Source organism: Spirillospora sp. NPDC049652 (assembly GCF_040675125.1).
In the GTDB taxonomy this organism is placed as follows: domain Bacteria; phylum Actinomycetota; class Actinomycetes; order Streptosporangiales; family Streptosporangiaceae; genus Spirillospora.
The window spans coordinates 1-3029 of sequence record NZ_JBFAOF010000880.1 but is presented as its reverse complement, the minus strand read 5'-3'; the positions used below and the strand labels follow the sequence as shown (position 1 = coordinate 3029).

The 3029-nt window shown below is 76.5% G+C and carries 4 protein-coding genes; all 4 read left to right on the top strand.

The window, feature by feature from the left end; all coding sequences use genetic code 11:
- Nucleotides 1-655, top strand: a 655-nt coding sequence (locus AB0J52_RS34260) for an RsmB/NOP family class I SAM-dependent RNA methyltransferase (RefSeq protein WP_500187046.1), incomplete at its 5' end; no start/stop codon positions are given.
- 91 nt (nt 656-746) lie between these two features.
- Nucleotides 747-1433, top strand: coding sequence for a ribulose-phosphate 3-epimerase (gene rpe, locus AB0J52_RS34255; protein WP_500187045.1), 687 nt, complete (start codon nt 747-749; stop codon nt 1431-1433).
- Entirely contained in the window at nt 1433-2104 is a 672-nt protein-coding gene (locus AB0J52_RS34250; protein WP_500187044.1) for an HAD-IA family hydrolase, read from the top strand. The genes rpe and AB0J52_RS34250 overlap by 1 nt, the downstream gene beginning before the upstream one ends.
- 41 nt (nt 2105-2145) lie before the next feature.
- Nucleotides 2146-3029 (top strand): M20/M25/M40 family metallo-hydrolase (locus AB0J52_RS34245; RefSeq protein WP_500187043.1); only part of this gene is annotated, 884 nt, incomplete at its 3' end.

The window sequence follows — 3029 nt, the reverse complement described above, 5'->3', positions numbered from 1 at the left end:
CGCCGCCGTCCAGGACGAGGCGAGCCAGCTCGTCGCACTCGCGCTGGCCGCCGTCGAGCTGGACGGCCCGGACGCGCGCTGGGCGGACCTGTGCGCCGGCCCCGGCGGCAAGGCGGGCCTGCTGTCGGCGGTCGCGACGCAGCGGGACGCCAGGCTGCTGGCCGCCGACGTCACCCCGCACCGCGCCGCCCTGGTCACCCGCGCCGTGGACGACCGCGCGGGCGTGGTCGTCGCCGACGGCACCGCCCCCGCGTGGCGGCCCGGTTCGTTCGACCGGATCATGCTGGACGCGCCCTGCACCGGCCTCGGCGCGCTGCGCCGCCGTCCCGAGGCGCGCTGGCGGCGCGGCCCGGAGGCGGTCGCCGAGCTCGGGCCGCTCCAGCGGGAGCTGCTGCGCACCGCGCTCGACTCGCTGCGTCCCGGCGGCGTCGTGGCGTACGTGACCTGCTCGCCGCACCTGGCCGAGACCCGGGTCGTCGTGGACGACGTGCTGCGCCGCCGCGACGACGTCGACCGGATCGACGCCCCGGACGTCCTCACCGGCATCGCGCCGTCGCTGGAGCGCGTCCGTGTCGGGGACACCCCGTACGCGCAGTTCTGGCCGCACCGGCACGGCACCGACGCGATGTTCCTGGCCCTGCTGCGCAAGCAGTGACCCGAGCCTGCCCCCGCGCACGCTCTCGGCGGGGCCGATGACCGGCCCTGCCGCCGCGCGGCCCCGCCGGGACTCCTAAGCTGGGGGCATCATGGCTCCGCAGATCTCTCCCAGCATCCTGTCCGCCGACTTCGCCGCCCTGGGCGGTGAGGTCGAGCGGATCGCCGACGCCGCCGACTGGGTGCACGTCGACGTGATGGACAACCACTTCGTCCCCAACCTGACCCTCGGGCTGCCGATCGTGGAGGCGCTGCTCAAGACCAGCCGCCTGCCGCTCGACTGCCACCTGATGATCGAGGACCCGGACCGCTGGGCCCCCCAGTACGCCGAGGCGGGCGCGAAGAGCGTCACCATCCACGCGGAGGCGGCGTCCGCGCCGATCCGCACGCTGCGCACGATCCGGGCCGCCGGGGCGCGCGCCGGGCTCGGCGTGAACCCGGCGACCCCCGTCGACGGCTTCGAGGACATCCTCGGCGAGATCGACATGCTGCTGCTGATGACGGTCGAGCCCGGCTTCGGCGGCCAGAGGTTCCTCGACGTCGTGCTCCCGAAGGTGCGCCGCGCCCGCGAGCTGATCAAGGGCCGCGACCTGGACGTGTGGCTCCAGGTGGACGGCGGCGTCAGCGCCGAGACGATCGAGCGCTGCGCCGAGGCCGGCGCGGACGTGTTCGTCGCGGGCAGCGCCGTGTACGGCGCCGACGACCCGTCCGAGGCGATCCGCAGGCTCCGCGCGCAGGCGGAGAAGGCGACCGCCGCCGCCCCCTGGTCCGTGCACTGATGGTCTTCCTGCCGTGCTCGGCCGTCCTGTTCGACGTGGACGGCACGCTCGTCGACTCGACCCCGCTGGTCGAGGCGGCCGCGCGGGAGTGGGCGGCCGAGTACGGCCTGGACGCCGACGAGTACCTGGCCGGGGCGCACGGCCGCCGCACCTCCGACCGGATCGCCGACTTCCTGCCCGCCGAGCGGGTCCGCGAGGCGACCGCCCGGCTGGACGAGCTGGAGGCGTCCCGCACCGGCGGGATCACGGCGCTGCCGGGCGCCGTCCGCCTGCTGGCCTCGCTGGACGACCTGCCGTGGGCCCTGGTCACCTCGATGGACACGGGCCAGCTCAAGGTCAGGACGGGCGTCGCGGACGTCCCGCTGCCGCCGGTCGTGGTGACCGCCGAGCGCGTGGCCGAGGGCAAGCCCGACCCGCAGGGGTACCTGCTCGCCGCGCGGGAGCTGGGCGCCGAGCCGTCCGCCTGCGTGGTCGTCGAGGACGCGCCGGCCGGCATCCGCGCCGGACGCGCCGCCGGGGCGACCGTGCTGGCCGTCGCGACCAGCCACGACGCGTCCGAGCTGGGCGAGGCGCACTGGATCGTCCCGGACCTGACCCACGTCACCGCGACCCCGGGCGGCCTTTCCCTGGCCCGGACGGTGGACCTGGGTACACCCGCGAACGGCACCTGACCACCTCGAAGGGGCGCCTTCGGGTCCGTAGCGTCCAGGGCATGACCGATCTCCACGCTGGTACCTCCGTCCCGTCCCGCCGGACCGTGCTCGGCGGCGCCGTCGCCCTCGGCGCGGGTGGCGTCCTCGCCACCGGCACTCCGGCGCACGCGGCCGAACCGCCCGGCCCGGAGGCGCGGATCGACGCCGAGGCCGGACGGCTGGACGCCGCCCTGATCGCCCTTCGCCGCGACATCCACCGGCATCCGGAGCTCGCGGGCGGCGAGACCCGTACCGCCGCGCTCGTCGCGGCCCGGTTGCGCGCCGCCGGGCTGGAGGTGGCCACGGGCGTCGGCGGCACCGGAGTCGTCGGCGTCCTGAAGGGGAGGGGCCGCGGCCGGACGGTCGCCTACCGCGCCGACATGGACGCCGTCCCGCCGGACTCGCAGATCGGCGGCGGCCCGGTGCCCGCGCACGTGTGCGGCCACGACCTGCACACCGCGGTCGGCGTCGGCGTCGCCGAGGTCCTCGCGCGCCTCCGGAACCGGCTCCGCGGCGAGGTCGTGTTCCTCTTCCAGCCGGGGGAGGAGGCCCTGACCGGAGCGCGGGCGATGATCGACGCCGGTGTGCTGGAGCGGACGAGGCCGGCCGAGATCCACGCCCTGCACTGCGGCCCCTTCCCGGTCGGCACGTTCGCGGTGACTCCGGGCACCGGCCTGCCCGGCCTGGACCGCTGCGTCATCACGCTGGCCGGGCCCGGCGCGTCCGACCGGGCCGCCCGGCTCGTCGCCGAGATCGGTGCGCTCTCGACGGTCGCGTATCCCCAGACGTCCGCCGACCTGGAACGCCTGGTCGGGGAGCTGGGGGAGCCGAACGGACCGCTCGCCCGCTTCGTCTGGATGCGGGCCGCCGCGCGTCCAACGCCGGCTGGTGACGTCGAGGTGCG